Source organism: Pseudomonas sp. SK2 (assembly GCF_016772395.1).
In the GTDB taxonomy this organism is placed as follows: domain Bacteria; phylum Pseudomonadota; class Gammaproteobacteria; order Pseudomonadales; family Pseudomonadaceae; genus Aquipseudomonas; species Aquipseudomonas taiwanensis.
Map to the genome: position 1 here is coordinate 2705268 of NZ_CP061944.1, position 24449 is coordinate 2729716.

Consider the following 24449-nt stretch of genomic DNA (forward strand, 5'->3'; position numbering starts at 1 on the left):
TGCTAGGCAGTTCAGCGCCATGGATATCCCACAGCCGCTCCGGGAGAGGCTGCGGTAGGCCAGGTGTCAGAGCTGGTCGAAATCAAGGACCACCTTGTCGCTCACCGGGTAGGTCTGGCACGACAGCACATAACCGGCCGCCACTTCGTAGTCCTCCAGCGCGTGGTTACTGTCCATCTCGACTTCGCCCTCGATCACCCGACACTTGCAGGTGGAGCACACACCGGCCTTGCACGAGTAGGGCAGTTCGGCGCCGATGGCGTTGCCGGCGTCCAGCACGTTCTGGGTATTGCGCGGCAGGTCGAAGGTAAGGGCGCGGCCATCGCTGATCACGGTGATGTGGCTGAGCGCGGAGTCGACCTGGCGCGCCGCCTCGCGGGCTTCGCGACGTGCTTGGCTGCCAGCGGCGGCGAACAACTCGAAATGGATGCGCTCATTGGCCATGCCATTGGCCTGCAGACTTTCACGCACGGTTTCGGTCATCGCCTGTGGGCCGCAAACGAACGCGGCATCCAGGCTCGAAACATCCATCCAACGGGAGAACAGCTGGCCGCACTTGTCGGCATCGATGCGACCGTTGTAGAGGTCGACGTCCTGCTGCTCGCGGCTGAACACGAAAATCAGGTTCAGGCGGTCGAGGTAGCGGTTCTTGAGGTCTTCGAGCTTGTCGCGAAACAGCGCGCCGGAACTGGAACGGTTGCCGTAGAGCAGGGTGAAGCGGCTGTTCGGTTCGCTGGCCAGGGTGGTGGCGATGATCGACAGAATGGGGGTGATGCCACTGCCGGCAGCTACACCCAGGTAATTGCCCTGGCGCGTGGGGTCCAGCGGCACGAAGAAGCTGCCGGACGGCGGCATGACCTCCAGCTGCTGGCCGGCCTTGAGCGCCTCGTTGGCGAACGCCGAGAAGCGACCGCCTGGCACGCGCTTGACGGCCACACGCAGTTCGCCGTCCTGCACTGCGCTGCAGATGGAGTAGGACCGGCGGACTTCTTCGTCATTCAGTTGGGTGCGCATCACCAGGTACTGGCCTTGGGTGAAGCGGAACGTTTCCCGCAGGTGCTCGGGCACATCGAAGGCAATGGACACCGCATCACGGGTTTCGGGGCGCACTTGCTTGACGGTCAGGCTGTGAAACTGGCTCATGGTGGTCTCCACGGCTCAAATGCATTTGAAATAGTCGAACGGCTCCAGGCACTCGCGGCAGCGGTACAACGCCTTGCATGCGGTGGAGCCAAACTGGCTGAGCAACTCGGTGTGGCGACTGCCGCACTGCGGGCAGCACACCTGCGGCGGTTCGCCCAGCAGGCTGCGCTTGCTGGGGTTGCCCTCAGGGGGAGCGATGCCGTAGGCCAACAGGCGTTCTCTGCCTTGGGGGGTGATCCAATCGGTGGTCCAGGCCGGGGTCAGTCGACGCTCCAGCTGCGGCGCGGCAAAACCGGCTTGTTCCAGGGCATGACGAATATCGTCCTCGATCACCTCGGTGGCCGGGCACCCAGAGTAGGTGGGCGTGACCACCAGGTGCAGGTGACCGGCGCGCCAGTCGAGGTCCCGGACGATGCCAAGGTCGACGACGCTGACCACTGGCACTTCGGGGTCCATGACCTGCTCCAGCGTCTTCCAGGCGAGGGACAGGTCATCACCGCGCAGCGCACGGGCGCGACGGTCGCTGGTAATCAGCTCACCAGGTTGCATCGGGATATGCCCTTGGCAGGAACTGCATCTCGGCCAACAGCAAGCCCAGATGTTCGGTGTGCAGGCCTTTGCGACCGTCGAGGTAGAAGTGACTGGCGGCTTTGGGCAACGGCAGGTCGACCGAGTCGAATACCGTGCTCACCTGCTTGAGCCAGGCAGCGCCTACCTGAGTTGGATCGGCAGCGATACCCGCCTCGGCCAGCTGCACTTCGCCGTCGCTGCCGGTGTTCAGCTCGACCGTGAAACGCCACAGCGCTGCAATCGCATCGAGCATGCGTCGGCGGCTCTCGTCGGTGCCGCCCCCGAGGCGCTGTACCCACTCGCCAGAGCGGCGCAGGTGGTAGGTGACTTCCTTGACCGCCTTGGCAGCGATACCGGCGATCCGCTCGTCGCTGGATGCCTGAAGCTGCTGCAGCACGGCAAGGTGCCAGGCGTCGTAGAGGAACTGCTTGGTCATGGTGACGGCGAAGTCGCCATTGGGCTGTTCGACCAGCAGCAAGTTACGGAACGCCCGCTCGTCCCGGCGAAACGCCAGGGCATCGGCATCGCGGCCGTCATCGAGCAGTTCTGCAGCATATTCCAGCCAGTTGCGCGCCTGGCCGACCAGGTCGAGGCCGACGTTCATCAGGGCCAGTTCTTCTTCGAGGGCAGGGGCGCGGCCGCACCACTCGCACAAACGCTGGCCCTGGACCAGGGCGCTGTCACCCAGCAGAAGCAGATACGCAATGAGGTTTTGTTCGTGCATGGCGGGCCTCACATGTGTCCGACTTCGTCGGGCAGCTCATAGAAGCTGGCATGGCGGTACACCTTGTCGTCGGACGGGGCGAACAAGGGGTCTTTCTCATCGGGCGAGGACGCGGTGATCAAGGCCGAGGGAACCACCCAGAGGCTCACGCCTTCGCTGCGGCGGGTGTACAGCTCACGGGCGTTTTCGATCGCCATGGCGGCGTCGGCGGCATGCACGCTGCCGACATGCTTGTGGTTCAGGCCGTGCTTGCTGCGCACGAACACTTCATAAAGGGTCCAGACAGACATTTTCGATCTCCGCATCAATCGCCGCTCAGGCGGCGTTCTTGTTCTGTTGCTTGCGTGCATAGGCCACGGCCGCTTCGCGGACCCAGGCGCCATCCTCGATGGCCTTGCGCCGGGTGGCGACGCGCTCCTGGTTGCAGGGGCCGTTGCCCTTGATGACTTCGTAGAACTCGTCCCACTGGATTTCGCCGAAGTCGTAGTGGCCACGGGCTTCGTTCCACTTCAGCGCCGGGTCGGGTGCGGTGCAGCCCAGTAGCTCGAGTTGCGGTACGGTCTGGTCGATGAAGCGCTGGCGCAGTTCATCGTTGGTCTGGCGCTTGATTTTCCAGGCCATCGACTGGGCGCTGTTGGGCGAGTGCTCGTCGCTGGGGCCGAACATCATCAGCGCTGGCCACCACAGGCGGTGGATGGCGTCCTGGACCATGTCCTTCTGGGCCTGGGTGCCGTGGCGCATCATGGTCAACAGCAGTTCGTAGCCCTGGCGCTGGTGGAAGCTCTCTTCCTTGCAGATGCGGATCATGGCGCGGGAGTAGGGACCGTAGGAGGTGCGCTGTAGCACCACCTGGTTGACGATGGCGGCGCCATCGACCAGCCAGCCCACGGCACCCATGTCGGCCCAGCTCAGGGTCGGGTAGTTGAAGATGCTCGAATACTTGGCCTTGCCGCTGTGCAGCTTGGCGATCTCTTCGTCGCGGTCCGCGCCGAGGGTTTCCATGGCGCTGTAAAGGTACAGACCGTGGCCGGCTTCGTCCTGGATCTTGGCCATCAGTTGCAGCTTGCGCTTGAGGCTCGGCGCGCGGGTCACCCAGTTGCCTTCCGGCAGCATGCCGACGATTTCCGAATGGGCGTGCTGGGAGATCTGCCTGATCAGCGTCTGGCGGTAGGCCTCGGGCATCCAGTTCTTGGCTTCGATCTTGACTTCGGCGTCGATCTTCTCCTGAAAGTTGCGCTCCTCGGGCGACATCTCCTCCAGTGACTTGACGCGCTTGACTCCGGTTTCCACTAGCTGTGCGTACATGTTCCGACTCCTGCTAAGGCATGAGTCATTTGTAAGCGATACAAAACATAACGTCAAACTGTTTTATGTGTATCACGTAACGTTTGTGTATCGCTTTGCCTGTCTGGAGTCTTGAGGTGGCCAATGAATCGAGCGCCGCCCGCGCGGCGCATTGCGAGCAAAGCTCGCTCCTACGTCTGTTTCGGGCCAGTAACGTCAGTCACAAACGCGCGCGACCGCCTGGTTTGTACGACTCGATATTGCGTCGTTCACCAAAGAGTTCATTGGCCCGAAACAGGTGTAGGAGCGAGCTTTGCTCGCAATGCGCCGCGCGGGCGGCGCTCTATCTGAGGCACACCAAAAAATCAGCTGGCCAACCGTTTGTCATACACATGACAGGCCTTGCCCTCGGAACGCTTGAGCGTCCCGCAGGGCTGTAGCCGCACTTGGGTGCTGATACCGATGTAGGTCTTGATCTGCTTGGTCAGCTCGCCGGTCAGCAGTTTGCGCTGCGCCTCGTCCAGGTGCTGGCACTCGGCACGCAGCTCGACATGCACTTCGACACTGTCCAAGCTTCCATTGCGATACAGATGAATCTCGTATAGCTCTGAAAGCTGTTTTATTTTGAGTACCTGCTCTTCGATCTGCGTCGGGAACACGTTCACCCCACGGATGATCAGCATGTCGTCACTGCGCCCAGTGATCTTGCCAATCCGTCGCATCGGCCTGGCCGTGCCGGGCAACAAGCGGGTGAGGTCGCGGGTGCGATAACGCACCATCGGTAGCGCCTCCTTGCTTAGCGAGGTGAACACCAACTCGCCCAATTGCCCGTCTGGGAGCACCTGGCCGGTTACCGGATCGATGATCTCGGGGTAGAAGTGGTCCTCCCAGATGGTCGGGCCGTCCTTGGTCTCGATGCATTCCATGGCCACGCCTGGCCCCATGATTTCCGACAGGCCATAGATGTCCAGGGCGTCGATGCCCAGGCGCTGTTCGATGGAACGACGCAACTCGTCGGTCCAAGGCTCGGCGCCGAAGATGCCCAGACGCAGCTTGAGGTCCTGTGGGTCGATGCCTTGGCGCTCGATTTCATCGGCCAGGTTCAGCATGTAGGACGGCGTGACCATGATGATATCGGGCTGGAAATCGCGGATCAGCTGCACCTGCTTCTCGGTCTGGCCGCCGGACATCGGGATGACCGTGCACCCTAGACGCTCGGCGCCGTAATGGGCGCCCAGGCCGCCGGTGAACAGGCCGTAGCCATACGAGACGTGTACCTTGTCGCCCTTGCGCCCGCCAGCGGCACGAATCGAACGGGCAACCACATTGGCCCAGGTGTCGATGTCGTTCTGGGTGTAACCCACCACCGTGGGTTTGCCGGTGGTGCCGCTGGATGCATGCAGGCGCACGACCTCTTGCTGGGGCACGGCGAACATGCCGTAGGGGTAGTTGTCGCGCAGGTCGTTCTTGCCGGTGAAGGGGAACTTCGCCAGGTCTTCCAGGCACTTGAGGTCATCGGGGTGGGCGCCGCATTCGTCGAAGCGCTGGCGGTACAGTGGCACGTTGTCGTAAGCGTGCTTCAGGCTCCAGCGCAGTCGCTCTAGCTGATGCTGGCGCAGGGCGTCGATACTGGCGGTTTCCATCGGGTCCAGCAGGGCACGATCGGCATCATGGTACATGTTCATGGCTTCACTCGAATTGTTCTTGTACGCCGGCGGTTTCTCTGAAAGCGCCTGGGCCGTGAGTGTCATGGGCGCAGCATAACCGGCTGCGCCGTCCTGGGTAACAAGCCGTTGGTCAGAGGCGCTCGATGACCATGGCAATGCCTTGGCCGACACCGATGCACATGGTGCAGAGGGCGTAACGGCCGTGGGTGTTTTCAAGCTCGTGCAGGGCGGTGGTGACCAGTCGCGCGCCACTCATGCCCAACGGATGCCCCAGGGCGATGGCGCCGCCGTTTGGGTTGACCCGCTTGTCGTCATCGGCCAGGCCCAGTTCGCGCAGCACCGCCAGACCTTGCGCAGCGAAGGCTTCGTTGAGTTCGATGACGTCCATGTCGGCCAGGGACAGACCGGTCAACTCAAGCACCTTGCGCGTCGCCGGTACCGGGCCAATACCCATGATGCGCGGCTCCACGCCCGCCACCGCCATGCCGACGACCCTGCCGCGAGCCTTGAGTCCGTAGCGCTGAGCGGCGGCAGTGGTGGCCAGCAGCAGCGCGCAGGCTCCGTCGTTCACCCCCGAGGCATTGCCCGCGGTGACGCTGCCGCCTTCGCGAAACGGCGTGCCAAGCTTGGCCAATTGTTCCAGTGTGGTGTCGCCGCGAGGGTGTTCGTCCTGTTCGACGCGCTTGGCCGGGCCTTTGCGCTGGGCGATCTCCACGGGCACGATCTCTTGTGCCAGACGACCGCTGGCCAGCGCTGCTGCGGCCTTTTGCTGGCTGCGCAAGGCGAAAGCGTCCTGGTCGGCGCGAGAGATACCGAACTGGGCGGCAACGTTTTCTGCTGTTTCGGGCATCGAGTCGATGCCATATGTGGCCTGCATCAGCTGGTTGACGAAACGCCAGCCGATGGTCGTATCAAACAGCTCTGCGCTGCGGCCGAAGGCTTGCTCGGACTTGCCCATGACGAAGGGCGCTCGCGACATCGACTCGACACCACCGGCCAGCATCAGCCCCGCCTCGCCGCAGCGCAGGGCACGAGCAGCGTTACCGATGGCATCCAGGCCTGAGCCGCACAGGCGGTTGATGGTGGTCCCGGGCACCGCAATGGGTAGGCCAGCCAGCAATGTGGCCATGCGCGCGACGTTGCGGTTGTCTTCGCCGGCCTGGTTGGCACATCCGAGGATCACATCGTCGATAGCCTGCCAGTCCAGCTCGGGGTGACGCTGCATGAGCGCCTTGATCGGCACCGCTGCCAGATCGTCTGCACGCACTGCGCTCAAGGCGCCCGCATAGCGGCCAATCGGGGTACGAACGGCATCGATGATCAATGCATCGAAGCGCATGGGTTCAGTCATCTTGCGTCTCCTGCGTCAGCACCGTGCCGCGCACTTTGTAGGATTTGCCGTGGAACAGGGCGATCAGCTCGCCGTGTTGGTTTTCAATGCGCACGTCGTACAGGCCTGTGCGGCCTTTACGGGTGAGCTCGATGGCCGTTGCCGTGAGTTGGTCGCCGAGCCGTGCGGGGGCGACGTAGTCGATGCTGCAGCCCGACGCGACCGTTGCCTCGTCGTAGCTGTTGCAGGCGAAGGCGAACGCCGAATCGGCCAATGCGAATAGAAAGCCGCCGTGGCAGGTGCCATGGCCCTGGATCATGTCGGCGCGTACCGTCATGCCAAGGCGCGCCTTGCCGGCAGCGATGTCTTGCAGACCGATGCCCAGGCTCTGGCTGGCCTGGTCGCGGGAGAACATGGCATCGGCGCAGGCCTGGGCGAGTTCGTCGGGCGTGCGTTGAGGTTCAGTCATGCAGGCGGCCTCCATTGGCATTGCTGCGTCGCAGCAGCAGGGAAGGGCGATAGCGGCTTTCGCCATAACTGCGTTGCAGGTTGTCGAGCACGCGCAGGGTGTAGTCGACACCGATGTGTTCGGCCCAGGCCAACGGGCCGCAGGGGTAATTGACCCCGGCGCACATGGCCAGGTCGATGTCGGCTGCCGTGCCGACGCCTTGCAGCACGGCATCGGCGGCTTCGTTGGCGAGCATGGCGACTGTCCTAAGCACCACCAGGCCGGGCAGGTCGGCCACAGCGGTGACCTGCAAGCCTGCACGTTGCAGCAGGGCCACTGCCTGATCCCGAGCGGCAGGGCAGGTGCCGGCAGCGCAACCGATGGCAAGACGGGTTGCAGTGGCATAGTCCAGGGCCAGGTCGAGCAGCACCAAGTTGCTCAGGCCATCCTCGCGTGCGCGCTGGCTGGCCAGGCGGCCATCGCTCAAGGCCAAGGTGGCGTCGCCGACGCGCAGCAGTCCCTTGCCTGCACGCTCGGTCACGCTGACACCTGCCGCGCGCAGGCGGTCAAGCAGCGGCTGCATCACCCCCAGATGACCTTCGACCACACAGTGTTCGACCTTTGCCGCACTCTGCAGTACCGATGCCGGGGGGCGCTCGGCTCCTTCGGCGTAGCTATAAAAGCCTTGCCCGGATTTGCGGCCCAGGCGGCCTGCATCCACCAACTCTTTCTGCACCAGCGAAGGCTGGAAGCGGAAGTCACCATAGAAGGCGTCGAACACCGAGCAGGTCACGGCATAATTGACGTCATGGCCGATCAGGTCGGTCAGCTCGAAGGCGCCCATGCGAAAACCGCCTGCATCGCGCAACAACGCATCAAGGCTCGCACAATCGGCGGCGCCTTCTTGCAGCAGTCGCAGGCTCTCGGCGTAGAAAGGACGTGCCACACGGTTGACGATGAACCCCGGCGTCGAGCGGGTATGCACCGGCGTCTTGCCCCAGGCTTTGGCGGTCTTGTACAGGGCGTGCGCCAACGCCGGGTCGGTCGCCAGGCCGGAGACGATCTCTACCAGTGCCATCAATGGCGCCGGGTTGAAGAAATGCATGCCGATCACATTGTGCGGGCGCTCAAGGCCAGCCGCCAGGCTGGTGATGGACAAGGAAGAGGTGTTGCTGGCCAGAATGCAGTCGTCGGCGCACAGGGTTTCGAGCTGACGCAGCAGGCTTTGCTTGACCTGGAGGTTCTCCACGATGGCCTCGACAACGAGACGTGCGTCTGCCAGTTCGGCGAGGGTCTCGACCGGTTTCAGGCGGCCGATGATGGTCTCACGGGCCTGACCCTGCAGCTTGCCTTTGTCGACCAGGCGTCCAAGCTGGCGGTCGATTCCTGCAATGGCCTGGGCGGCCGCGCCTGGGCGGTTGTCGTACAGCTTGACCGGGTGGCCAGCCTGGGCGGCCACCTGGGCGATACCTGCGCCCATGGCGCCGGCACCGATCACGGCAACCTGGGCAGTGATGGCGAGTGCGCTCATGTTCAATGCCCCTCGAACGCGGGTGTGCGCTTGTTCATGAACGCGCTTACACCTTCGCGGTAGTCATCGCTACGCCCAGCCAGGCGCTGCAGGTCGCGTTCGAGTTCCAGTTGCTGATCGAAACTGTTGTCGAAGCTGGCGTTGAGGCTGCGCTTGATCAGGGCAAGGCCGTAGGTAGGCTGGGTGGCCAGGTGACGGGCCAGGGTAAGGGCTTCGTCACGCAGGTCTGCGTCATCGACGACGCGATGGATCATTCCCCAGCGCTCGGCTTGCTCGGCGCTCAGTCGCTCGCCCAACAGGGCCAGGGCCTTGGCGCGAGCCATACCGACAAGGCGCGGCAACAGCCAGGTACCGCCAGAATCCGGAACCAGACCGATCTTGCAGAAAGCCTGGATGAAACTGGCCGAGCGGGCTGCCAGCACCAGGTCGCAGGCTAACGGAATATTTGCCCCGGCGCCGGCAGCGACGCCGTTGACGGCACACACCACAGGCATCGGCAGGTCACGCAAGGCGCGCACCAGCGGGTTGTAGAACTGGTCGATGGATTCACCCAGGTCAGGCATCGCCGCTCCCGGCGCGACATTGCGGTCTGAAAGATCCTGGCCAGCGCAGAACCCGCGGCCCTCGGCGGTCAGCAACAGGACCCGCGCCTCGGCGCTCTGGCGTACCTGCTTGATGGCTTCACGTACCTCCATGTGCATTTGCGTATTGAAGCTGTTCAGCTGTTGCGGACGGTTCAGTGAGAGGAGGGCGACACCGTCCTCGATGGAAAACAGGATGTGCTCGAAGGTCATGGCGGACTCGCTGTGTCGAACGATAAAGAAGGGGGATCAACGGCCTGTGAACCGGGCCGGGCGTTTTTCCATGAAGGCGCGTACGCCTTCGTCGCGGTCTGCGGTTCCGGCGAGCAACGTGAACGCATGGCGCTCGAAGCGCAGACCGCTGGCAAGGTCGATATCGCCGGCCTTGAGCAGGGCCTCCTTAGCCAGTCGCACGGCCAGGGGAGCTTTGGCGGCGATGCTTCGGGCGACCTGTAAAGCACGCTCTACAGTCAGTTCCGGCTGAGTGATTTCACTGACCAGCCCGGCCTGCAAGGCATGGCGGGCGCCAATGGCCTCGCCTGTCAGCACCATCTGCATGGCCAGCGGTTTGCCGACGGCACGCAGCAAGCGCTGGGTGCCGCCGGCGCCTGGAATGATGCCGAGGTTGATTTCGGGCTGGCCGAAGCGGGCATCCTCGCCAGCGATGACAATGTCTGAGCACATCACCAGCTCGCAGCCACCGCCCAGGGCATAGCCATTCACGGCGGCGATCAATGGCTTGGCAAAGGTTGCGATCCGCTGCCAGTGCGCAACGCGGGGATCGTTGAGGATGCCCACCAGATCACGCTCGGCCATCTCGCGAATATCGGCACCGGCGGCGAAAGCCTTGCGGCTGCCGGTCAGCACGACCACCTGGGTGTGCTCGTCGCGTTCGGCGTCTTCAAGCTCGGCGGCAAGCTGCTCCAACAACTCGGTGCACAGGGCATTGAGGGCTTCTGGCCGTTGCAAGGTGATCAGACGCACGCCGCTTTCAGGGGCCTGCACATCAAGGTAACGAGGCATGTCGTATTCCTCAGGCTGCTCGCGCGGCGCAGTGGACGGCCGGCTTTTATTGGAATTGTTTGCAGGGGCGCGGCACGAACCACGCTCAGGTATTTCAGTATATGCCTTATGCGATACACAATATCAAGCATGAATACGTGATTATGTATCCAATAGTGCGCGTGATGCATTGATGGAACCGCGGTTTGACCTGACGAAATCCCGCAGAAAATGGTTGAAAGGCAATTTCTGGCGGGCGCGAAACACGCGCATCCACGCTGAAAAAAAGCGATACATGGATAATGGCAATTGACGAAAAATATAGAAGTGATACAAGATCAAGCAACGCTTCAAATCATTTCTGGAGGTGCGAGATGCCTTGCTATCGTTTGGACGGGCTGACCCCCGTCATCCATCCAACCGCCTACGTGCACCCCAGTGCGGTACTGATTGGCGATGTGATCGTTGGCCCTGATTGTTATGTAGGCCCACTGGCGTCCTTGCGTGGGGATTTCGGTCGAATCGTGCTCAAGGAAGGCGCCAACCTTCAGGACACCTGCGTGATGCATGGTTTCCCAGGGGGCGACACCGTCATCGAGCGAAACGGCCATGTTGGCCATGGCGCAGTGCTGCATGGTTGCCAGGTGGGGGAAGACGCTCTGGTGGGCATGAATGCCGTGGTCATGGATGGTGCGCGCATCGCACCCCGCTGCATCGTCGCCGCCGCGGCCTTCGTCAAGGCCGGCTTCGAATGTCCCGAGCAGAGCCTGGTGGTCGGCTCACCAGCGCTAGTCAAACGTTCGTTGAGCGAGCAGGAAGTGGCGTGGAAACAGCGGGGTACCGAGGCGTATCAGCAACTGACCCGGCGCTGCATGGCGGCACTGGTTGAGTGCCCACCCTTGAGCGAAGTGGAAGCGCAGCGCCCGCGCATGGGTGATTCGGGCTTCAGGCCCAAGAGCGAGGCGGGCGCATGAGTGTGGGCGCGCTCGGCAATGGCCAGGCAGCCCGCCGCACAGGTATAGTCGGTACTTTATCTGCACACAGTTCCTCCATGAGCAACCTTGCCCCACTCAATACTCTGATCACTCGCTTTCAGGAACAGACGCCGATTCGCGCCAGTTCGCTGATCATTACCCTGTACGGCGATGCCATCGAGCCCCACGGCGGCACCGTGTGGCTGGGCAGCTTGATCAACCTGCTGGAGCCGATCGGCATCAACGAGAGGTTGATTCGCACGTCGATCTTTCGCCTGACCAAAGAGGGATGGCTCACGGCCGAAAAGGTTGGCCGACGCAGCTATTACAGTTTGACCGGCACCGGCCGCCGACGCTTCGAGAAAGCTTTCAAGCGGGTCTATAGTCCAAGCCAGCCAGCGTGGGACGGTGCCTGGACACTGGTGCTCCTGTCGCAGCTGGAAGCGGTCAAGCGCAAAAACGTGCGCGAAGAGTTGGAGTGGCAAGGCTTTGGCGCCATCGCCCCCAACGTGTTGGGCTGCCCCCGTGCCGACCGTACCGACCTCGCCGCGACCTTGCGCGAGCTCGATGCCGACGAGGACAGCATCGTCTTCGAAACCCATGCCCAGGAAGTGCTGGCCTCCAAGGCCATGCGCGCGCAAGTTCGCGAGAGCTGGCGCATCGATGAACTGGGTCAGCACTACAGTGAATTCATCCGCTTGTTCAGGCCGTTGTGGCAGGGACTGAAGGAGCAGGAACAACTGGACGCCCAGGACTGCTTCCTGGCGCGCACCCTGTTGATCCACGAGTACCGTCGTTTGCTGCTGCGCGACCCGCAATTACCAGACGAGCTGTTGCCAGGGGACTGGGAGGGCAGGGCCGCACGCCAGTTGTGCCGCAACCTGTATCGTTTGGTATTTGCCAAGGCTGAAGAATGGCTAAACAGCGCACTGGAGACCGCAGACGGGCCGTTGCCAGAGGTGGGGGAGAGTTTCTACAAGCGTTTTGGTGGCTTGGTGTAGATGATGCGCTTTCGTTACCAGGCCTTAGTCAAGGCGAAAACAGCCGCGGAAGCGGAGTTTACGGGTTGTAAATGAGCGTTCCGAGGCTGTTTTCAACGCAGCATCACCGAGTATCAAGGCTTTTCGAACAGAGCCTATGAAGCAGGGGCGGTCTTGATGCCGTTGGGCACATGATAGGTTGGCCAAGGTCACCAGCGACCAATTGCGAGCAACCGCGCCTAGACGGATGCGTCGGGGTGCTCCGGGACTTGCAATTGACCAAGGTTCACCGACAATAGCCTCGCCCTCTGCAAGCCAACTGGAATGCCCCGTACCATGATGCTTACCCAGCAATTTTCTGATATCGCCCTGGCCGACACGCTATTCGTGTTCGCCCTAGAGGCAGAAGCTGGCAACCTGTTCACTGGCATGAACACCGTGTTCACCGGTATCGGCAAGGTCAACGCCGCCATCGGCCTGACCAAGGCCATTCAGCAGCGCAAACCCAAGCTCATCGTCAACCTCGGGTCGGCCGGCAGCCAGGGGCACGGCAAGGGTAGCTTGGTTTGCTGTACCCGTTTCGTGCAGCGTGACATGGATGTGACGCCGCTGGGCTTCGCCCGTTACCAGACGCCACTGTCGGAGATACCCGTGGTGCTGGAATATGGCGTTGCGCTGCCAGGGATCGCCCAAGGCATCTGCGGCAGTGGCGACAGTTTCGAGGTCAACCACGGCCAAGCCCCTTACGATGTGGTCGATATGGAGGCATATGTCCTGGCATTGATCGCGCGCGGGGAGGGCATTCCTTTTGTTTGCCTGAAGTACATTTCCGACGATGCGGGCGACGACGCGGCCAATGACTGGTCGGTGCAGGTGCACCTGGCTGCCGAAGCGTTCAAGCGTGTGCTGCTCGACTGACGTTCTAGACTGTCGCGAACGGGCGATAAGACGTTTTCGTACCTTCTGATTGTCGACAGCTGGCGCGCTACGGGAGTTTCGCGAAGTGCACACGTCTGTAATGGAAGCGAGATTGAATAACCCAAACTTTATTAAGGGTGGAGTCGGGTTATTCAACGGACGGGGATTTACTATATCTTAATTACACTAAATGATTATTTAGTCGAGTTAAAGGAAAAACGCCGGCAAGTGAGTTTGCCGGGGGCAGCGTCAGAGCAGCGGTATTGCTGCCTTCAACTGGATGTTTTTGCTGATGTTGTAGCCTACCACGCGCCATTGATCATCCTCTTCGACGAGCAACACAACTTCAATCACTTCGAGATTAGAAAAGGACGACTGTATCTGGACCGCGGCGTAGAGCCCTGGCGGTGCATCAGGCATTTCTCGAGTGAAGCTGATCTGTGCATGGTTACGATGTTTGAACTCGCCAACACCCGTGCGCAAACCACTGATGCCTTTGACCCAGTTGGACTCGGAGGTCGACGCCTTCAGCGCCGAACCGGCTGGGAGCCAAGTCAAATCGGCCCGTCCTTCATCGAGCAACATCAGGAACTCTAAGGCTCTGCTAACGATAACGCGCTGTTGCGGCGTGATAGCGGCATCTGGCTGGAGTGCCGGCACAACGACCGGAATGACTGGAGCGTTGGTATTGATTGAAACATCGCATGCTGAGAGTAACGACAGGCAGATAATCAGAGTGACGGATTGCTTCATGCAAATAGAGCCTCGTGGCGTAGAGCGGGCGTGATAGGCATTAGAGCGGATTGGGGTCGAGACGGATAGTCGAAGGTTGGGATCGGGCTTGTAGTATGAAGAGTGATTCTTGCATCACCTAGCTCAGGTGCCTGCATATGGATCTGCGCATAATGCATATTATGTTAAATACAGTGTCACGTTCGAGCGCTCTTGATAAACTCGCCTCAATTGTTCGCGAGCCCTGTCGCGTCAAAGAATGTCTCACGCGATAGGATGTAGTGCCTTGTCGACCGATCAGAACCTGATATTCAAAGCTCCTGCAACCACCCGCGCACAGGCTGTCGCCGACCGTGGCAAGGCACAAGTGGCCCCTACCGGCGTGCAACCTGCCTTGTACCGCGCCGATATCGATGGGCTGCGTGCCGTTGCCGTCCTGCTGGTGCTGATTTTCCATGCTGGACTGGCGGTGTTCCCTTCCGGGTTCATCGGCGTCGATATCTTCTTCGTGATCTCCGGCTACCTCACCACCTCGATCATCCTGAGCGCGGTCGGCCGGGGTGACTTCAGCCTTGGGCAGTTCTATGTCAAGCGTTTGTGGCGCCTGCAGCCAGCGATATTGGCGCTGTTGATCGTTACGCTCGGCGCGGCCAGTGCGCTGTATCTGCCCAAGGACTTCATCGACTTTCTCAAAAGCGAGAAGTACACCAGCCTGCTGCTGTCCAATCAGTATTTCTCCAAGTCCACCGACGGCTATGCCACCGCCGAGGCGGCGACCCTGCCCTTGCTGCACACCTGGTCGCTGGCCATAGAATGGCAGTGGTACATCTTCTTGCCGCTTGGGTTGCTGGTACTGACGCGCCACCTGAAGCCCCATCGATTGAAAACCGCTGTTGTGGTGCTGACCATCGTCTCCATCGGCATTACACTGTTCATCGCAAGAACATCCCCGGATAAAAGCTACTACGCGTTCCTGGCGCGGATCTTCGAGCTGCTGGTCGGCTCGTGCACGGCCGTGTTCGCTAACGACCGCCTCCGCCTCGGCCGTGTCAGCGCGTCCGCACTGGGGCTAGGCGCCTTTGGCGCGGTCTTGTACAGCGCCACACTATCCATACCGACCACCGCCTATCCTGGCTTCCCCGCCATCGTGATCTGTTTGGCGACGGCGGTACTGGTCTCGAGCCAGGTTGGGCAAGTGGGCATCACGTCAAGGCTGCTGTCATGGTCACCGCTGGTATTCGTCGGAACGATTTCCTACTCGCTATACCTCTGGCACTGGCCTGTCATCGCCATCGTGGAGTACCTGGGAGTTGTAAAGACGCCGGCCATCCTTGCTGGCTACTTCATCGCCTCGTTTGCCCTGGGCACCACCTCGTACTACCTGATCGAAAAGCCCCTGCGCCGTACCCGGCTGGGTTTGGGCAAGACGCTGCTCCTGCTGCTCGTCGTACCGGCCATCGCGTTTTCGGCGCTGTACTCGGCGGGCAAGTCCGCCGATGGCTGGCTGGAGCGTTTCGGCAGTGACCCGGCAAACATCCTGCCGCGCCTGAAGGCAAGCGAAATACCCAAGCGCGAGCCGTGCCTGGGCGGTGCCAGCGATGGCTCTGATAGCAGCTGTCTGCTCGGGCACGTCAACGCTAGCACCACCGCGCTGTTGATGGGCGATTCCTATTCCAACCACTTCTGGGGCTTTATTGACACGCTGGCCAAAGACGCCAACGTCTCCGTCATGGCCCAAGGCAGCCCAGGGTGCCTGGCTCTGCCGGATGTCTATCTCTACGACTGGTGGAAGTACAAGAACACACTCTACAAGAAGTGCCATGATGCCGCCGCCGAGTACCACAAGCTGATTGCTCGCAGCCACTACGACTACGTGATCATCGGCCTGACCTGGGAGACCTACGCCGACAGCAGTGCAGTGGTGTTGTCGATCGATGACCAACGCTCCCAGGCCCTGTCGCGCGATCGCATGAAAGCCGCCCTGCTCAAGAGCCTCGATATCATAGCGCGCTCCGGTGCCAGGCCCGTACTGATCAAGAGCAACATCGTCATGCCCGAAGGCGCCAATGACTGCCTGTACCGCAGCATCAAGCTCAGGGGCACGATCGAGGAGCATCATTGCGCGACGAGTATCGCGCAACCGGAAGAAAACCCCTGGCTTGCGCAGTTGTTCCGGGAAGTTAAGCAAGCACATCCGGACTTGTTGATCATCGACCCCAAGGACGTGCAGTGCGTCGATGGCCAGTGCAAGCTGTCGATCGACGGCCTGCCGATCTACCGGGACATCGGGCACATCACCGATTTCGCCTCCACGGCAATGGGCAAGCTGTATTTACAGGCCAAGGGCAATCCCTTTGCCCAATCCAAGCCTTGAACCCCAGGCCGGACAGCCGCTGCATCTGCCTGTCCGGCCGCGAACGGCCAAGCGCTAGAGGCCCGGTTCACTCAAGCCTGGTTAGCTGTCGTCATCAAGCAACAACCACTCGCCGGGCATCCCTTCGTATCGTTTGAGGCGGTACGCCGAGACCGCGAATGAACACCTCGCGCATATGCCGGCGATCCCTGAATCCGGTTTCCTTCGCCACCACGTCCAGGCTGTGTCGGCTCTGCTCTATCATCAAGCGGGCTGCCTCCAGGCGCAAACGTTCCACGGCCTTGGCCGGAGATTGTCCCGTCTCGGCAGTGAATACGCGGGTAAACTGGCGGGGGCTCAAATGCACGGTTTCGGCCAGTTCCTCGACACTCAACGGGCGATTCAGATTCTTGCGCGCGAAATCCAGGGCGCTTTGAATTCGATCTGACTTCGGCGAAAGCGTCAGCAGTTCGGAATGTTGGGACTGCCCACCGGAGCGGCGTTGATGCATCACGAGCTTTCGTGCCACTGATCTGGCCATCTCAGTGCCCAGATCCTTTTCCACCATACCCAGCGCCATATCCAGGGCGGCGGTCATGCCCGCAGACGTCCAGATCTGTCCGTCCACAATGAATATCCGATCTTCTTCGACCTCGATCTTCGGGTGAAGCTCACGCATTTTTTTCGCATAGGCCCAGTGCGTGGTGGCGCGCCGGTTATCCAGTACCCCCGCCTGGGCCAAAACGAAACAGCCGGTACACAGCCCGGCCGTGCGCCGGGCACCGTCGACAAATCCTCGCACGCTGGCCAGCACTTCCTCACTCGGCGGCGTCAACGGGGTCAATGTTCCCGTAACCATCCAGGTGTCAGCCAGGCCAGGTGTTCCTAGTGGGAGCGTATCCATGTACATCCCCAGTGAAGAGCGGACGGTGCCGCCTTCGATGGAAAAATTCTGGATCTTGTAAACGGCTTCGCCCGCGACGATGTTCGCAAACTCGAATACGGCCTGCGTCGCCAACGACATGATCTGGAAGCCTTCGGTGATCAGATAACCGACCCGGTGCACAGTGGAAGCTCCAATAGGTGATGACCTAAAAACGTATCCTATACGTCGTTTGAGACGAAAGCGATCGACTGCATCATGCGTCCATATCAAACAGCGGAGCACGACCATGACGCAGCAATCAAAAGGCACTGCCCTCATCACCGGCGCCTCCACCGGCATCGGCTCCATCTACGCAGAACGCCTGGCCCGCCGGGGATACGACCTGGTACTGGTCGCCCGTAATCGGGAGCGCCTCAACACCTTGGCAAATCGGCTCACCACCGAAACCCGCCAGAGCGTGGAAGTCTTCCCGGCAGATCTGGCCAACCCGGAAGAACTGGCCAAGGTGGAACACAAATTGCGCGAGGACGCCACCGTCACCTTGCTGGTGAACAACGCTGGGATCGGCACCCACACCAGCCTGCTGGAAAGTGACGTGGAACGGATGGCCGAAATGATCACCCTCAACGTCACCGCCCTCACCCGCCTTACCTATGCCGCTATCCCGGGATTTGTAGCCCGCAATCAAGGCGCCGTGATCAACATCTCGTCCATCGTTAGCCTGGCGCCAGAGCTGCTCAATGGCGTTTACGGCGGCAGCAAGGCGTATGTCACTGCCTTCACGCGGTCTTTGAGCAAGGAGCTCGCGGACAAGGGCATCCAAATTCAGGCGGTGCTGCCAGGGGCGACTGCCACCGACTTCTGGCAAATCGGCGGTTTGCCGGTCGAGCACCTCGACCCGGGGATCGTGATGTCGGCCCAGGATCTGGTGGACGGGGCCCTGCAAGACTTCGACGACCAGGTACTCATCTCCATCCCCTCAATGCACGACCTTCAGGCATTCGAACGCTACGAAGCCAGCCGGCAACACCTGTTCAGCCAGCTGTCGAGCAATCGGCTTGCCCCGCGTTACACCACCAACTGATCGGAAAAAAGGAAACGGATCATGAAACTCAGTGCTAACACCATTTTCATCACCGGTGGAACTTCAGGCATCGGCCGAGCCTTGGCAGAGGCCTTCCATCAGCGCGGCAACAAAGTGATCGTTGCGGGGCGCCGCCAGGCACTGCTGGATGAAATCGCCCAGGCCAACCCAGGCATCGATACCGTGCGCCTGGACATCAACGATCCGCAGCAGATCAAGGCGGTGGCCCAAGAAGTGATCCGCCGCCATCCTTCACTGAACGTGATCATCAACAATGCCGGCGTGATGCCATTCGACAACCCGGCCTCAGGAGACCATGACGACGAACAAGCAGTGAGCCTGCTACAGACCAACCTGTTGGGCCCGGTACGCGTCAGCGCTGCCTTCGTCGAGCACCTCAAGCGACAACCGGATGCCTACATCATCAACAACAGCTCGGTACTGGCCTACCTGCCGCTAGCGGCCACCGCGCTGTATTCGGCGACCAAGGCGGCCATACACTCCTACTCGCTGTCACAGCGATTCAGCCTGCGTGACACCAGCGTCAAAGTGTTGGAAATCGCGCCGCCTTGGGTCGACACCGACCTGATTCACAAGAGCGGTGATGAGCGTGCCATGCCATTGGGCGACTTCATCCAGGAGACCCTGGCCAAGCTCGAATCCGCCACTACAGAGGTCCTGGTGGATCGTGTCGTCCCACTGCGCGCTAATCAGGGCGCGAACGAGCACGAACTGATTCACCAATTCAACCAGTCGCTGGTTGACAACCCGATCCCCGTAGCCTGAACCCAACTCACCGAATCCGCGCCTGGATTCAGGCATGGCTGAACCTGAGCTCAGGGACAACAGTCTGTTCCGGTGAGCGTTTCGTCACGCTAATCGCCGAAGTCTTTTTCAAGTGGGTAGGACGTGCCATTCGCCAGAGCGATGCAGCGCTTGGCACATCCCCATCCATGCTGTTGGATCTGAGCTTGCCTCCCGTCGACAAACAACTCTGCACCATTCACAAAGCTTGAATCATTGCAGGGCAAGAACACCACCGCGTTGGCGATCTCGATGGCTCAGCACCCTGCCCCCGCGGCACCTGTGATGCGAGGTAGTCGAGCAAACGGGGGTTGATACCCCACAGACACCAGAAGCTCCCCAATATGCCCCATCTCACGTTGGAAGCTTGTGCCATTGAGGCTCCTTCGCGGCTTGGGTTCCCCCCGGCCCTTCTCGTATGATCTGCCCATTCTGTTCTGGAACCAGACACGTGAAGTCGTTACCTGAAAACTTGCCAACTGGCCCACAAGCCGCCAAGGATGCGAAATGGAACGTGGGCGAGGCTGCCAATCAGCTTTCCTGGGATGATCTGCGGATCATCAAAACGCTGAGTGAATGCGGTAATCGCGCTGCCACGGCCAAGAAACTCGGCATCAACGTATCAACCGTCTCGCGTCGGGTTTCCCAGGTGGAAAAAACACTGGGCGTGGCTTTGTTCGATCACCGCAAGTCAGGCTATCTGCTCACCCTCGAAGGCGCGGAATTGCGAGCGCTCGCCGAGCGTGTGGAACTGGACATCGTCAGCGTGACACGGCGAGTATCACGTGCCGGCCAGGGGCCGCTCGGTAAACTGCGCATTACCACCAGCGACTCACTGCTTCTGTACTTTCTCACCCCAATCATCGCGGACTTCAAAGCCCTCAACGAAGGCATCACGATCGAAGTGCTGGTGGGCAACGAATCACTGAGCCTTGCCCGGGATGAATCGGATATCGCCGTTCGGGCGACCAAAAAACCCGCCGAGAGCCTGGTTGGTCGCAAACTGGCCTCGATCGCCTGGGCTCCCTATGGCAGCAGCAATCACATGACGCCTGCTGCGCTCTTCGCTGAAGGCCAGGCTTGGGTTTCCTATTCCGCCGCGCTAAGAGGCTTGAAAGCGACGAGCTACGTCGAAAACAGGGTCGCTGCCGAGTGCATCGCCTTCCGCACCGACTCAGTCGCAGCCGCAAGCGCTGCCATAGCCGCAGGACTGGGCGTGGGTTTTCTGCCCTGCATGCTCGGCGATATCACGCCAGGGTTGGAGCGCATCGGCCCGGTGGTGCCCGAACTTCAGGATGAACTGTGGTTGCTGACTCACCAAGACATCCGCAAATCCTGGCGGGTCAAAGCATTCATGACGTTCTGTGCAGCCGCCGTTGCCAACCAGAAGCCTTTGATCGAGGGTCAACGGGAACTCCCGGTCCTTTAGCCCGAGACCGGGAGTGCCGCTCACTCAGCCCGTGACCCGATCACTGCTTTGCAAGCAATTTCGATCAACTGAGGGCGTTGGGCCAGCCTCGATACGCCGATGATGTTGCTCGCGCATTGCGGCCGCTCGGTGCCGTAGGCAGCCTTTCGTACCTTTCCGACCACTGCGAATGCAGCGTCCATGTCCAACACGTAGAGCGTTTCCTCCACGACATCCTCGAGCGTCGCACCGTACAGGGCGAGTAACTTGGCGATATTGTCGTACGCAGCGCGCATCTGGTCGCCCATCGAAGAGAAATCGCTGGGCTTCCCGTCACGATCCAGGGGGGCAGGCGCGATCAGGCTGCCCTCCTCGTCATGGTTGAACTGGCCAGAGACATAAATGTCGTTTCCTACCCGCCGTGCCTGCGGGTAGCCGTAACTCTTCTCCCATGGCACGCCCCAATAGGCGGTTTGTTTGTTGAGCGGTTGTGAAGCTGTCATCGCATTCTCCTGAGGCGAACCGGATCAGGTGGATCCGCCTTTGCGTACGAATCCTAGCAGGCAGATGAACAAGTCTGTGGCGCATTAGTGCGTTCCTACTGGCGCAAAAATGCGCCACCGCTTCGCGTTGGGTTTGGCTATCTTGTACTCGGACTCAAGCAACGGGCGTCGCCGAGGACATCACCCGATGGCTCAGCGAAGCCTGCCGAACGCGGGCGCCGAGGCTTGTGCGATGACCTTCATCTAGCAGACAGGGAGCAACAATGAACAATCCAAAAACTGAAGTCCTGACCCCGCTCAACAGCCAGCTGATCTTCATCGATCAGCAACCGCAGATGGCTTTTGGCGTACAGAGCATCGATCGTCAAACGCTCAAGAACAACACGGTGGGCCTGGCCAAGGCCGCCAAGATTTTCAATGTTCCCACCATCATCACGACGGTGGAGACTGAAAGCTTCTCTGGGCATACCTACCCCGAGCTGCTTGCTGTCTTCCCCGACGCTCCGCTGCTGGAGCGGACCTCCATGAACTCCTGGGACGACCAGAAGGTGAGAGATGCGCTGAAGAAAAACGGTCGCAACAAGATCATCGTTTCCGGCCTATGGACAGAAGTCTGCAACACCACCTTCGCCCTGTCGGCAATGAACGATGCCGGCTACGAAATCTACATGGTCGCAGATGCCTCTGGTGGCACGACCAAGGAAGCGCACGACTACGCAATGCAACGCATGATTCAGGCGGGTGTGATTCCTGTCACCTGGCAGCAAGTGCTGTTGGAATGGCAGCGCGATTGGAAAAACCGCGACACCTACGACGCCGTCATGGCGCTGGTCAAGGAACACTCCGGCGCCTACGGGATGGGTGTCGACTACGCGTACACCATGGTGCACAAAGCGCCTGAGCGCGTTCAGCATGGGCCTACCCTAGCCCCAGTCGCTGCGCCTGTCTGACCGTCACCAGCCCCTTGCGTCAAGGGGCTGCTCATCGCCCCTGTGAGGGGTACGCCAATCGGTCGTACCCCTCTTCATTGAATAAATGGACTTGTATGAACAGTGACAACTGCACTGTGCTGGCCAGTGTCGCACTGAAAACCACCGGGCGACTTAAACCCTGGCAGGTGACGACCGCGAAGAAGTTGATGCTGGACAATCTGGACACCGGCATATCCGTTACTGAGCTAGCTCAAGCCTGCGCCCTATCGCGCAGCCATTTTACCCGCATGTTCAGGGATACCCTGCAGATGCCCCCGCAGCAGTGGATGCGTGCGCAACGGTTGAAGAAAAGCAAGGAGCTGCTCGGAGGCTCGGGAATGTTGCTGGCCGAAATTGCACTGGAGTGCGGCTTTTGTGACCAGTCCCACTTTTGTCGGACATTTGCCAAGACCGAAGGCATTTCACCGCTGGCTTGGCAGCGGCAAGCAACGCTTTAGCACCAAGCCGCCGGCCCGCGAGTCGCACAAGTTGCCGATTCGCGGACGCTCTTGGCATCAACGGGTTTTCCATTCCCGACATTGGGCCGTTCTAGAAACTGGCGCCAACACTGAACGCCAGATAATCGCGATCGCCGCGGGTGCCATAGTCACCGTCGATGAAGTCGGTGTAGGCAACGCTTGCCCAGTACTTGTTTGCCAATGTGGCATCCACACCCACGCTGATCGAGCGCGACCCTTCATTGAACGCGGAGCCATCGGTGGGGGAATAGCCCTTGACGTCATGAGCCCAGGCCAGGTTTGGGCGGATGTCCACGCCCTGGAGCAAACTCGGGTAGCTCAAGGTTGCCCGCAGCCGATAACCCCAGGAGAATGGCGTGACGAACCCCTCCCCGTTGCAGTCACCTGGACTTCTTGAAATTTCCAGGCACACGTCGTTGTCCGCAAGCTCGCCATTACCGTAGGCGCCAGAGCGGCCATAGCGCGGGCCGAAACGCCCCTCTAGCCCACCTACATAGGTGGCCCCCACCTCCCCGATCAGCAACAGTTGGTTAGCGCCCATCACCTGGCTGAACGTCTGCAGCGCCGACACCTGGGCTTGGGTCACTTCCTTGCGCCGGTAGCCGTTGAACAAGGTATTGCCGGTCGGCGGTCGCAGTCCATCGGCGTTGAGCGGGCTGCGCCCCGGCGCATTGAGCAACGACTGCAGCAGATCGTTTCCGTTCAGCTGTACCGGCATGTTCGGGCGATAGCTCACCTCGCCTTGCACGGCGGTGCCGTTGCGCAGCGTGGTGGCAAAGGTGATGCCATAGAGGCGAATGTCCTCGGGGTACTGCGCAACGTACTGCGAGGTACCCATACGCAGCGCACCGGCCAGAGTCTGCCCGTTGCTCGACGTCAGGAAGGCCCCGCAGTTGGACAATGGCACGCCGATGCTGCCGCACAAGCGCCTGGCAAAGTCGGTATTGGCGTAATAACGGCTGCTGACCGTGCCCAGGTACGGAGAGCGACTGTGATAGTTGGCCGCGTACAAACCAAACTCGGTATCCATCGGCTCGACATACCAGTGCAGCGAAAAGCCCCACTGGCCACCATTGCGCGCAGTCTGGTCGGCGCCACGCGGCACACGCACGCCCTCCTCGGTCAGCGTCACGCCAAAGGGGGCCAGTGCTTGGGTAACCACTGGGTTGGTGACCATCTGCCCACCGACGTCCAGGCCCTGACAACCTTCTGGCATGAAATCGTTCGCGGCGAAGAAAGTTGCACAGTTATCCAGCCGGGTCTGCTCCCAATCGAGCTGGTAGAAAGCGTCGAATGACACGGCCTGGTTGAGGTTCTGAGTGATATACAGCAGGTTGACCGGCACCAACGCATCCTTCACTTCGGTGCCAGGTCGGCGTAGCGCGGCCTGGTTGAACGGACTGATTACGTTCAGACCACCTTGAATGAACAGGCTTTCGCCCCAGTTCACGACCTGTTTGCCCAGGCGAAGCGAACCGGGCTCACCGTCGATGTCGTAGAGAGCATAGGCAAACGTGTCCAGCAACTCGGCGCCCGCGGTCTTCGTCGAAACCAGACGGTTGTTGTCGTCGATAGCGACCGCGCGCTGTTGGTGATCACGCTGCATTGTGTCGTACCAGTAGCTGCCACGCACGAACAGACCGACGTTATCGTGTCGTAGCTCCAGGTCGTGCGTCCCTTTGAAGATCGCCGAGAAGACATCCCCCGAACGGTAGTTTCGCCGCCCATCGTTGCCATTGGCGTACTGAAGTTGCTGCTTGTCCGGGTTGGCAGTGCTGATGGCTGTAGCGAACGAAAGGGCCGAGTCAAGCCGCCCTTCGAGTGGGCCGACATCGAATTGCAAGGCAGTGGCCGGTGCGGCGAGCAGGCAGCAGAATACCGCCAGCGGCGCTCGGCGCCGGCAGGAAAGGTTGTATACGCTCACTCTTAACCTCTTGTTGTTGTATTCGAGAGTGACAAGACAAGTTCAACGGGGAAAACGCCGGCCGCACTGGCCGGCGGTAGTGGTGGGAAGATTATTAGTGAGGTGGCGCGGCGGTCACAAATAGCGTCTTCGGATCAGTGCCATGCCGGTTCG

At 60.7% G+C, this 24449-nt stretch carries 24 protein-coding genes and 1 pseudogene; 9 read left to right on the top strand and 16 right to left on the bottom strand.

What is annotated here, in order from left to right:
• Positions 1 to 66: 66 nt before the first annotated feature.
• The 11 genes from paaE to paaF all read right to left on the bottom strand — a co-directional run bounded on the left by paaE (position 67) and on the right by paaF (position 10301).
• Positions 67 to 1143 (bottom strand): 1,2-phenylacetyl-CoA epoxidase subunit PaaE, encoded by a 1077-nt coding sequence (paaE, locus tag IF103_RS12030; RefSeq protein WP_023380578.1) that lies wholly within the window; start codon positions 1141 to 1143, stop codon positions 67 to 69.
• A gap of 15 nt (positions 1144 to 1158) precedes the next feature.
• The gene (gene paaD / locus IF103_RS12035; protein ID WP_027906951.1) at positions 1159 to 1692 is read right to left on the bottom strand and encodes a 1,2-phenylacetyl-CoA epoxidase subunit PaaD; all 534 of its coding nucleotides are present in this window, start codon (positions 1690 to 1692) and stop codon (positions 1159 to 1161) included.
• On the bottom strand, positions 1679 to 2437 hold the full coding sequence (paaC, locus tag IF103_RS12040) for a 1,2-phenylacetyl-CoA epoxidase subunit PaaC (protein ID WP_023380580.1): 759 nt from the start codon (positions 2435 to 2437) through the stop codon (positions 1679 to 1681). Before paaC ends, paaD begins: the two co-directional genes overlap by 14 nt.
• Positions 2438 to 2445: 8 nt before the next feature.
• Positions 2446 to 2727 (bottom strand): 1,2-phenylacetyl-CoA epoxidase subunit PaaB, encoded by a 282-nt coding sequence (gene paaB / locus IF103_RS12045; RefSeq protein WP_004374528.1) that lies wholly within the window; start codon positions 2725 to 2727, stop codon positions 2446 to 2448.
• 25 nt (positions 2728 to 2752) lie between these two features.
• Positions 2753 to 3742, bottom strand: coding sequence for a 1,2-phenylacetyl-CoA epoxidase subunit PaaA (gene paaA, locus IF103_RS12050; RefSeq protein ID WP_202676149.1), 990 nt, complete (start codon positions 3740 to 3742; stop codon positions 2753 to 2755).
• A 344-nt stretch (positions 3743 to 4086) separates the two neighbouring features.
• Positions 4087 to 5406 carry a phenylacetate--CoA ligase PaaK gene (gene paaK, locus IF103_RS12055; protein WP_186598859.1) on the bottom strand — a complete coding sequence of 440 codons (1320 nt, stop codon included), beginning with the start codon at positions 5404 to 5406 and terminating at the stop codon, positions 4087 to 4089.
• Positions 5407 to 5518: 112 nt separating this feature from the next.
• Positions 5519 to 6739, bottom strand: a complete 1221-nt coding sequence (gene pcaF, locus IF103_RS12060) for a 3-oxoadipyl-CoA thiolase (protein WP_027906950.1) — start codon at positions 6737 to 6739, stop codon at positions 5519 to 5521.
• Complete coding sequence (gene paaI / locus IF103_RS12065; protein WP_023380584.1) at positions 6732 to 7187, bottom strand: hydroxyphenylacetyl-CoA thioesterase PaaI; 456 nt, start codon at positions 7185 to 7187, stop codon at positions 6732 to 6734. Before paaI ends, pcaF begins: the two co-directional genes overlap by 8 nt.
• Positions 7180 to 8697, bottom strand: coding sequence for a 3-hydroxyacyl-CoA dehydrogenase PaaH (gene paaH, locus IF103_RS12070; protein WP_023380585.1), 1518 nt, complete (start codon positions 8695 to 8697; stop codon positions 7180 to 7182). The genes paaI and paaH overlap by 8 nt, the downstream gene beginning before the upstream one ends.
• Before the next feature lie 2 nt (positions 8698 to 8699).
• Entirely contained in the window at positions 8700 to 9491 is a 792-nt protein-coding gene (paaG, locus tag IF103_RS12075; protein ID WP_023380586.1) for a 2-(1,2-epoxy-1,2-dihydrophenyl)acetyl-CoA isomerase PaaG, read from the bottom strand.
• A gap of 36 nt (positions 9492 to 9527) precedes the next feature.
• On the bottom strand, positions 9528 to 10301 hold the full coding sequence (paaF, locus tag IF103_RS12080) for a 2,3-dehydroadipyl-CoA hydratase PaaF (RefSeq protein ID WP_023380587.1): 774 nt from the start codon (positions 10299 to 10301) through the stop codon (positions 9528 to 9530).
• Between the two features lie 353 nt (positions 10302 to 10654).
• Between paaF and paaY the strand changes: the two genes are divergently transcribed.
• The 3 genes from paaY to IF103_RS12095 all read left to right on the top strand — a co-directional run bounded on the left by paaY (position 10655) and on the right by IF103_RS12095 (position 13152).
• The gene (gene paaY / locus IF103_RS12085) at positions 10655 to 11254 is read left to right on the top strand and encodes a phenylacetic acid degradation protein PaaY (protein ID WP_023380588.1); all 600 of its coding nucleotides are present in this window, start codon (positions 10655 to 10657) and stop codon (positions 11252 to 11254) included.
• Between the two features lie 77 nt (positions 11255 to 11331).
• Positions 11332 to 12255, top strand: a complete 924-nt coding sequence (paaX, locus tag IF103_RS12090) for a phenylacetic acid degradation operon negative regulatory protein PaaX (protein WP_023380589.1) — start codon at positions 11332 to 11334, stop codon at positions 12253 to 12255.
• A gap of 315 nt (positions 12256 to 12570) precedes the next feature.
• The gene (locus IF103_RS12095; protein WP_027906948.1) at positions 12571 to 13152 is read left to right on the top strand and encodes a phosphorylase family protein; all 582 of its coding nucleotides are present in this window, start codon (positions 12571 to 12573) and stop codon (positions 13150 to 13152) included.
• 249 nt (positions 13153 to 13401) lie between these two features.
• Here IF103_RS12095 and IF103_RS12100 read toward each other — a convergent pair whose 3' ends face one another.
• Entirely contained in the window at positions 13402 to 13905 is a 504-nt protein-coding gene (locus IF103_RS12100; protein ID WP_027906947.1) for a DUF4019 domain-containing protein, read from the bottom strand.
• 265 nt (positions 13906 to 14170) lie between these two features.
• On the opposite strand from IF103_RS12100, the gene IF103_RS12105 reads away from it, so the two are divergent.
• Positions 14171 to 16258, top strand: coding sequence for an acyltransferase family protein (locus IF103_RS12105; protein WP_186617466.1), 2088 nt, complete (start codon positions 14171 to 14173; stop codon positions 16256 to 16258).
• Between the two features lie 94 nt (positions 16259 to 16352).
• Here IF103_RS12105 and IF103_RS12110 read toward each other — a convergent pair whose 3' ends face one another.
• Positions 16353 to 17303: a GlxA family transcriptional regulator gene (locus tag IF103_RS12110; protein WP_023380594.1), complete on the bottom strand. Its 951-nt coding sequence runs from the start codon at positions 17301 to 17303 to the stop codon at positions 16353 to 16355.
• Positions 17304 to 17409: 106 nt separating this feature from the next.
• Here IF103_RS12110 and IF103_RS12115 point away from each other — a divergent pair, with 106 nt between their 5' ends.
• Positions 17410 to 18207: an SDR family NAD(P)-dependent oxidoreductase gene (locus IF103_RS12115; RefSeq protein WP_023380595.1), complete on the top strand. Its 798-nt coding sequence runs from the start codon at positions 17410 to 17412 to the stop codon at positions 18205 to 18207.
• A 21-nt stretch (positions 18208 to 18228) separates the two neighbouring features.
• The gene (locus IF103_RS12120) at positions 18229 to 18993 is read left to right on the top strand and encodes an SDR family oxidoreductase (RefSeq protein ID WP_023380597.1); all 765 of its coding nucleotides are present in this window, start codon (positions 18229 to 18231) and stop codon (positions 18991 to 18993) included.
• Between the two features lie 176 nt (positions 18994 to 19169).
• Here IF103_RS12120 and IF103_RS24890 read toward each other — a convergent pair.
• A pseudogene (locus IF103_RS24890) lies at positions 19170 to 19315 on the bottom strand (SDR family oxidoreductase); the annotation flags it as partial.
• 168 nt (positions 19316 to 19483) lie between these two features.
• Here IF103_RS24890 and IF103_RS12125 point away from each other — a divergent pair.
• Positions 19484 to 20440 carry a LysR family transcriptional regulator gene (locus IF103_RS12125; RefSeq protein WP_027906945.1) on the top strand — a complete coding sequence of 319 codons (957 nt, stop codon included), beginning with the start codon at positions 19484 to 19486 and terminating at the stop codon, positions 20438 to 20440.
• Between the two features lie 20 nt (positions 20441 to 20460).
• On the opposite strand, the gene IF103_RS12130 is transcribed toward IF103_RS12125, so the two are convergent.
• Positions 20461 to 20922, bottom strand: a complete 462-nt coding sequence (locus tag IF103_RS12130) for a RidA family protein (protein ID WP_023380599.1) — start codon at positions 20920 to 20922, stop codon at positions 20461 to 20463.
• A 263-nt stretch (positions 20923 to 21185) separates the two neighbouring features.
• Between IF103_RS12130 and IF103_RS12135 the strand changes: the two genes are divergently transcribed.
• Both IF103_RS12135 and IF103_RS12140 read left to right on the top strand, forming a co-directional pair.
• Positions 21186 to 21872 (top strand): hydrolase, encoded by a 687-nt coding sequence (locus IF103_RS12135; RefSeq protein ID WP_023380600.1) that lies wholly within the window; start codon positions 21186 to 21188, stop codon positions 21870 to 21872.
• A gap of 95 nt (positions 21873 to 21967) precedes the next feature.
• On the top strand, positions 21968 to 22351 hold the full coding sequence (locus IF103_RS12140; protein ID WP_202675342.1) for a helix-turn-helix domain-containing protein: 384 nt from the start codon (positions 21968 to 21970) through the stop codon (positions 22349 to 22351).
• A gap of 91 nt (positions 22352 to 22442) precedes the next feature.
• Here IF103_RS12140 and IF103_RS12145 read toward each other — a convergent pair whose 3' ends face one another.
• Positions 22443 to 24296, bottom strand: coding sequence for a DUF1302 domain-containing protein (locus IF103_RS12145; protein ID WP_023380602.1), 1854 nt, complete (start codon positions 24294 to 24296; stop codon positions 22443 to 22445).
• Positions 24297 to 24449 lie beyond the last annotated feature (153 nt).

Bases quoted from the DNA above. Each gene is read 5' to 3' on its own strand.
- paaK (WP_186598859.1), bottom strand. From the start codon at position 5,406: ATGAACATGTACCATGATGCCGATCGTGCCCTGCTGGACCCGATGGAA.
- paaC (WP_023380580.1), bottom strand. From the start codon at position 2,437: ATGCACGAACAAAACCTCATTGCGTATCTGCTTCTGCTGGGTGACAGC.
- IF103_RS12120 (WP_023380597.1), top strand. From the start codon at position 18,229: ATGAAACTCAGTGCTAACACCATTTTCATCACCGGTGGAACTTCAGGC.
- paaG (WP_023380586.1), bottom strand. From the start codon at position 9,491: ATGACCTTCGAGCACATCCTGTTTTCCATCGAGGACGGTGTCGCCCTC.
- IF103_RS12095 (WP_027906948.1), top strand. From the start codon at position 12,571: ATGATGCTTACCCAGCAATTTTCTGATATCGCCCTGGCCGACACGCTA.
- IF103_RS12100 (WP_027906947.1), bottom strand. From the start codon at position 13,905: ATGAAGCAATCCGTCACTCTGATTATCTGCCTGTCGTTACTCTCAGCA.
- IF103_RS12115 (WP_023380595.1), top strand. From the start codon at position 17,410: ATGACGCAGCAATCAAAAGGCACTGCCCTCATCACCGGCGCCTCCACC.
- paaE (WP_023380578.1), bottom strand. From the start codon at position 1,143: ATGAGCCAGTTTCACAGCCTGACCGTCAAGCAAGTGCGCCCCGAAACC.
- IF103_RS12140 (WP_202675342.1), top strand. From the start codon at position 21,968: ATGAACAGTGACAACTGCACTGTGCTGGCCAGTGTCGCACTGAAAACC.
- paaB (WP_004374528.1), bottom strand. From the start codon at position 2,727: ATGTCTGTCTGGACCCTTTATGAAGTGTTCGTGCGCAGCAAGCACGGC.
- paaY (WP_023380588.1), top strand. From the start codon at position 10,655: ATGCCTTGCTATCGTTTGGACGGGCTGACCCCCGTCATCCATCCAACC.
- paaF (WP_023380587.1), bottom strand. From the start codon at position 10,301: ATGCCTCGTTACCTTGATGTGCAGGCCCCTGAAAGCGGCGTGCGTCTG.
- paaA (WP_202676149.1), bottom strand. From the start codon at position 3,742: ATGTACGCACAGCTAGTGGAAACCGGAGTCAAGCGCGTCAAGTCACTG.
- IF103_RS12135 (WP_023380600.1), top strand. From the start codon at position 21,186: ATGAACAATCCAAAAACTGAAGTCCTGACCCCGCTCAACAGCCAGCTG.
- paaH (WP_023380585.1), bottom strand. From the start codon at position 8,697: ATGAGCGCACTCGCCATCACTGCCCAGGTTGCCGTGATCGGTGCCGGC.
- paaD (WP_027906951.1), bottom strand. From the start codon at position 1,692: ATGCAACCTGGTGAGCTGATTACCAGCGACCGTCGCGCCCGTGCGCTG.
- IF103_RS12130 (WP_023380599.1), bottom strand. From the start codon at position 20,922: ATGACAGCTTCACAACCGCTCAACAAACAAACCGCCTATTGGGGCGTG.
- paaX (WP_023380589.1), top strand. From the start codon at position 11,332: ATGAGCAACCTTGCCCCACTCAATACTCTGATCACTCGCTTTCAGGAA.
- pcaF (WP_027906950.1), bottom strand. From the start codon at position 6,739: ATGACTGAACCCATGCGCTTCGATGCATTGATCATCGATGCCGTTCGT.
- paaI (WP_023380584.1), bottom strand. From the start codon at position 7,187: ATGACTGAACCTCAACGCACGCCCGACGAACTCGCCCAGGCCTGCGCC.